Below are 5,715 nucleotides of genomic sequence, written 5' to 3'. Positions count from 1 at the left end.
CCTACGCCAAGCCAAGTGCACATGCGCAGCGACCAGAGTTCGTGGAAGCGGCTGTGCAGGATGCCGAAGGTAGTGTCGTCGGCGCGGGCGATGGCGACTGTCGCGGTGTCTGGTATTGACGGAGCTTGCTGCCAGACGAACAAACGATATTTCGCAACCCGTGGTGTGTTGATGTAGCGAACCAAAGGTTTGAGCGCAGCACGAAGCTGCTCCCCGTTGCGACCAAACCGCCACCAATACGTCCGGCGAATTCGGTCGTTGTTTTGAAGTCGTATGGGCTTAACGTGGCAAAGAATGTGTTCAAACGGGGCTTCGAACAATGCCGCTTCGGCGTCGGTCATTGATTCGCCGGTATCAACCACCCAGCCGTCACGCGGCCTGCGTGTAACGTCCATGCCATTAATCAGCGGAAACAACACGAGGGCGTTTGATTTTCCATGTGGATTGGGTAGTTGCAGCCATTCGCGGGCCTGCTGCCCAGACACATCTAATGGCCCATCCTTGCGCAAGCCCTCAAAAGCGGAACTGCCGCTTCCGGGAAAGCGTTTTGCCATGCCTAGGTCTAACGCGGAATTCTCACCATTTGCCCCCGTCAGATCGGCGTAGATTTCGCTCACTACGTTTCCGTCCAAATGAGCGCCCGCCCCATGACCAAATGCGACCAATGAGACGCGAACTGCTGCCCCATCGTTAATCCACGTTTCATCGCTCCAAGCTTCGAAGATTTTGGTGCTTTGAACAATCGCGTCCAGCACCTTTCTATTGGAGCCACCGCGAATTGAGTTCGTGGCGACAAAACCCGCCGCACCCAATCCATTGCTCTGAATTGCTCTCAGGCCCTTATCGAACCAATAACAAACCAAGTCAGCTCCAGCCGGAACCCGGCCTTTAAACACGGCGGCCAACGCATCAAAGTAATCTGCGCCCAACTCCCCACGCTTCTTGCTCCCACCCAAAAACGGCGGATTCCCAATCACCACACTGGCTTTCGGCCAGGCCGCTTCGACAGGCTCAGCCCGAACGGAACGGGTTTCGATAGGTGCGTCACGCCTGCTCGGGTCGCTCCGAGGCGTGGGTGGGGCGGATGTTGGGCGCGACATCAAAAAGTCCGAAGGACGCGGAGCGCCCGGCATCTGCCCCGCCCGCGCCTCGGAGTCAGCATCAACAACCGAAGTCATGGATTGCCGCGCTTCGCTCGCAATGACGGAGGGCAGAGCTTGCCCTGCGTCGCTTGCCGTGACGGGAAAGGTCAGCAAAGCATCGCGGCACTCAATGTGATCCAGCGGCTCCAACACAGGGTTGGTCTTGAAGTCGTAGCCATGCTCGATGCGCCACTGCAGCTCGCCAATCCACACCGTCACCCGCGCCAGCTCAGCGGCGTATTCGTTCAACTCAATGCCCAGCACGTTGTGCGGCCCGGTCACCAGATCAGCCTGCCGGTCCAGCCCCAGGGCGGCGGCGTCCAGATGGCTCTTGTGCTCAATGTCCTTCAAAGCCTTGAGGCCCAGGAACAAAAAGTTGCCGCTGCCACAGGCCGGATCGAGCACGCGGTAGTCTTTCAAGTCGGCAAGCCAGCCATGAAACAAATCCTCGGCCTTTTGAAAAGCCGCATCACCCGCAGACGCCTTGAAGTGGCGACCACCGGCTGAATAGGCTCCACGCCTTTTCTTCGTGCTTTTGGCCATCAGCCCCCGTATCTCTTGCGCTACCAGCTCCCATTTTTGTAGCAAGGGCCGAGTCAGCACAGGCTCCACAATGCGCAGGATGGTGGCCGGGTCGGTGTAGTGGGCTCCGAGCTGGCTGCGCTTGGACGGGTCCAGGCCCCGCTCAAACAGTGTGCCGAAGATGGACACGTCAATGGCGCTCCAATTGAGCGCGGCGGCGTTGCGCAGCTCGGTCACTTCCATGATGGTGAGCGCGGGCACCTTCACCTTCTTGAACAGACCGCCGTTGAACCAGGGTATGTCGTCATTGCCATACAGGCCACCCTTGCGCATGACGGTGAACAGGTTGGTCAGGCCTGCGGTGAGTTTGTCGCTGGTGAGGTTCTTGTTGTTCACCAGCCCTTCAAACATGCGCCCGGGCAGCAGGCTCACGTCTTCGGCAAAAAAGCAGAACAGGCACTGCGTGAGGAAGTGGGCCACCTCGTCGGCATGCGCTTGCCAGCCTTGCGGGTCAGCGTCTCTGGCGGGGCCACGTCGGCGCAGGCCATCGGCCAGGGTGGCAAAGCTTTTGGCGGCGGCTTCGGTGATGTCGCGGCTGGTCTTTTTGGGGCGAAAACTCTCGGGGTCGGTCCACAGGCGGCGCAACAAGGCCTGTTTTTCCGGTTGCGCCATCTCGTGCAGCAGCACGGTGTGCACTTCTGACGGATGGCCGTTGAACTGGGTGTGGATGCGGGTGGTGAGGCGGTCGCACACGACCAGCAGCGGCGGGTTGGACAGCGCCAGGCTGTAGGTCAGCAGCTGCTTGAGCGCGGTGTCCAGATTGCGGCCCGGAGCCTTGTTTTCCCAGGCGAAGTGGTTGCGCTTGAACACATCGGCATAGCCGCGTGCCTCGCCCAGCACCAGGGTGTCCTGCTCGAAGATGTAGTCGCCGTCGCTGCCCGGCGTGGGCACGCCCAGCAACTGGCACAGGTCCATGAAGTGGGGCTGCGCGCCCTGGCGTTCGTTGAGGTCATAAGCGGGGCCGCCGGGGCCCCATTTGGCGATGAATTGCTGAGGGGTCATGCGTGGTCCGGGTGTCAGTGGCCGTGCAGGGCGAAGTCCAGGGCGTCCCAAACCGCTGTGGCGTCGGCTTGCAAGTTGGCAACGGGGCGGCGCAGGTCGCCCGGCTCATAGGAGCCGATAGTCAGGGTTTCAAGTACCAACGTTTCGCCAGCGACATCGAGTCGTGGATTCAATGTCGTTACCGGGCTGGTGTCTTCGTCCATTCGAGCGAGCGGGATTGCCATAACGGCAATGGGTCGCTTCAGAAAGTGGCTCTGAATCACCATGACATAAGGGTGACTCTCACGTAATTTGACAATCGGATTGGTGTACACATCAAATTGCGCCATCAGACACTCTCAGCACTTGGGTCATTGCCCGCGCCCGCTTCGGACAGTGCTTTCTCCTGCCGCCATTCGTGAATTCTTCTGGCCATGGAGCCTATTTTGGAGACACGCTTGTTCATGGCCTCGATGGCGTCTTTGTTGTCCTCTTCCCATTTATCATGCAAAGCCTGCGTTTGCGCCGGGCTGCGCGCAGCGGCTGCCGCGCGGCGTGCCATGCGCTCGGGCGTGTAGTAGCCGTCTGCGTTACCCACGGCTGCCGGATTCACCTTGTAAACCGCCAGCTCTTCCTGCACGGTCTGCGTCAGCGGCACGACTTTCACCGGTGTCAGCGTGACCGCACCGTCGGCCGCGATCTGCATGTCAAACAACTGACCCGCGTACTTTTTACCCAGCGAAATCTGGCCGCTGGCACCTACTTCCTTGAGCATGACGCCTCCTTCCATAGCATCATGCAATCATGCCGCATGAAAACAGAGGCGTCAAGCTGGCGACTCCAAAAGCGGATGGGTTTGCACTACATTCTGGGGATGAATACCTCCACACCCCTCACCTGTTTCGCCCTCTCCACCCAAAATCACATTGCCCATCTGGTGCTGAACAAGCCCGAGGCCATGAACACCATGCACCCCACTTTCTGGCGCGAGCTCGACGAGGTGCTGACCCAGCTGCACAAGGACGGCTCGGCGCGCGTGCTGGTCATCAGCAGCACCGGCAAGCATTTCAGTGCCGGCATGGCGCTGGACACCTTCTCGGGTGCCATCACCATGGCCGACGAAAGCCCGGAGGGCCGCGCCGCCATGTTTGACTCGCTTACCGACATGCAGGCCACCTTCACCAAGCTGGAGACGCTGCGCATCCCCGTGATTGTTGCCATCCAGGGCGGCTGCGTGGGCGGTGCCGTGGACCTGGTGACCGCCTGCTGCATCCGCTACGCCACGGCCGATGCGTTCTTCTGTATTCAGGAAATCAACATTGGCATGGTGGCTGACGTGGGCACGCTGCAGCGCTTGCCCAAACTCATTCCGCTGGCCGTGGTGAAAGAGCTGGCCTACACCGGGCGGCGCATGTCCGCACAAAAAGCACAGGGCTACGGCCTGGTCAACGAGGTCTTCGACACGCCCGAGGCAACGCTGGCCGCGGCCATGCAATGCGCGGCGGAGATCGCCGCCAAGCCGCCGGTGGCCATCTGGGGCACCAAGCAGGTGATTCACTACACACGCGACCATTCCGTGGACGATTCGCTCAAGCAAATGGGCTGGATCCAGGGCGCCATCTGGAGCAACAGGCATGTGCTCGAAGCGGTGACGGCAATGAAGACCAAACGCGCGGCTGAGTTTCCGCCCTTAAGCGCGTTGCGCAGTTTTCGTGATATTGCCTAGAACGATCCACGCCCAATCCAGGTGATCTACGTCATCTTTTTCGCAAGCAGACCTCAAGTCACGCGCCAACTCGCTTAAAGTGTGGGCGCGTGCGCATTTCGCGCCCATTCGATTTTCGGGAACACTCATGCAACTTGACACATTGATGCGCCGCTTCACCATCCGTTTTCGCATGTTGGGCGCCATTGCCGTCGTGGCGTTGGCCTTGGGCGCCATCGGCGCCATCGGCGTGGCCGCACAGTTCTACGCCAACACCATCACCGTCAAACTGGTGGGCCAGGATATGGCCTCTTTGGCCGAGCTCGGACGCATGCAACAAGCCATGGCCAGCCTGCGTCTCCATGAGAAGGACATGGTGATCCACTACGGAAACAGCACGGAAGCAACCGTGTTCAAGGAGGCGTGGAACCAGTCCTACCTGCAGATGGACGCGGCGGCCAAGGCACTCGATTCCCTGTTACCCAAAGACGCGCAACGCGAACAGCTCAAGCAAATCGTGACCGGCATGCGTGAATTTCGGACCCAATTCTCACCCATGGCGGCCCAGCTCGAGTCCATGGGTTTTCCCTCTGGGCAGGTGGCTGCCGCCAGCATCGACAACATAGAACCTATTTTCCGCAAGGCCAATGACAGCGTGAAAAATCTGGCGAAAGACCTTCAGGCGTCAGCCGACGGCAACCAGGACAATCTGCAGACCACTGTCAAGCAGGTGATGTGGCTCATCGCTGGCATGACGGTGTTGATGCTGGCCATCATCATCCCGCTGACGCTGATGAATATGAACTCCATTTGTCGACCGATCGACAAGGCAGAGCAAGTGGCCAAGGCGATTGAGCAGGGCGATCTGACAGACCAGAAGGTTGATTCGAGCGGGAATGACGAACCCGCCCGGCTGCTGCGTTCTCTGGTCGATATGCAGCGTTCGCTGGGCAATCTGGTCGGCCAGGTACGGCACTCCACAGACAGCATTTCAACCGCCAGTGCCGAGATTGCCTCCGGCAACCAGGACCTCAGTGTGCGCACCGAGCAGACCGCCAGCAACTTGCAGCGGGCCGCCACCAGCATGGATCAGTTGACGAACACGGTCCGGCAGACCGCCGAGGCGTCCCGACAAGCCAACCAGCTGGCGTCATCAGCGGGCGAGGTGGCGGCACGCGGCGGCGCAGTGGTCTCTGAGGTGATCAGCACCATGAACGACATCAACGTCAGCTCGAAAAAAATCAGCGACATCATCGGCGTCATCGATGGCATCGCCTTCCAGACCAATATCCTGGCCCTGAACGC

General features: G+C 59.9%; 5 protein-coding genes. 2 read left to right on the top strand and 3 right to left on the bottom strand.

Going from position 1 to position 5,715, the window contains the following annotated elements; genetic code table 11:
- The 3 genes from B3V69_RS04175 to B3V69_RS04165 all read right to left on the bottom strand — a co-directional run.
- Positions 1-2,726, bottom strand: a 2,726-nt coding sequence (locus B3V69_RS04175; RefSeq protein ID WP_296444094.1) for a class I SAM-dependent DNA methyltransferase, incomplete at its 3' end; no start/stop codon positions are given.
- Between the two features lie 14 nt (positions 2,727-2,740).
- Entirely contained in the window at positions 2,741-3,055 is a 315-nt protein-coding gene (locus B3V69_RS04170; RefSeq protein ID WP_296444092.1) for a CcdB family protein, read from the bottom strand.
- Positions 3,055-3,480, bottom strand: a complete 426-nt coding sequence (locus tag B3V69_RS04165; RefSeq protein WP_296444091.1) for a hypothetical protein — start codon at positions 3,478-3,480, stop codon at positions 3,055-3,057. Before B3V69_RS04165 ends, B3V69_RS04170 begins: the two co-directional genes overlap by 1 nt.
- 99 nt (positions 3,481-3,579) lie before the next feature.
- Here B3V69_RS04165 and B3V69_RS04160 point away from each other — a divergent pair, with 99 nt between their 5' ends.
- The gene (locus B3V69_RS04160; RefSeq protein ID WP_296444088.1) at positions 3,580-4,431 is read left to right on the top strand and encodes an enoyl-CoA hydratase-related protein; all 852 of its coding nucleotides are present in this window, start codon (positions 3,580-3,582) and stop codon (positions 4,429-4,431) included.
- Between the two features lie 127 nt (positions 4,432-4,558).
- The coding region (locus tag B3V69_RS04155) for a methyl-accepting chemotaxis protein (RefSeq protein ID WP_296444085.1) at positions 4,559-5,715 on the top strand (1,157 nt) is incomplete at its 3' end.

The sequence above is a fragment of the Rhodoferax sp. UBA5149 genome (assembly GCF_002413825.1).
GTDB lineage: Bacteria > Pseudomonadota > Gammaproteobacteria > Burkholderiales > Burkholderiaceae_C > Rhodoferax.
The sequence above is the reverse complement of the archived record's forward strand: the minus strand, read 5'-3'. Positions and strand labels throughout refer to the sequence as shown.

Excerpts from the sequence above, each read along its gene's own strand:
- B3V69_RS04165 (WP_296444091.1), bottom strand. The coding sequence starts at position 3,480 with ATGCTCAAGGAAGTAGGTGCCAGCGGCCAGATTTCGCTGGGTAAAAAG.
- B3V69_RS04170 (WP_296444092.1), bottom strand. The coding sequence starts at position 3,055 with ATGGCGCAATTTGATGTGTACACCAATCCGATTGTCAAATTACGTGAG.
- B3V69_RS04160 (WP_296444088.1), top strand. The coding sequence starts at position 3,580 with ATGAATACCTCCACACCCCTCACCTGTTTCGCCCTCTCCACCCAAAAT.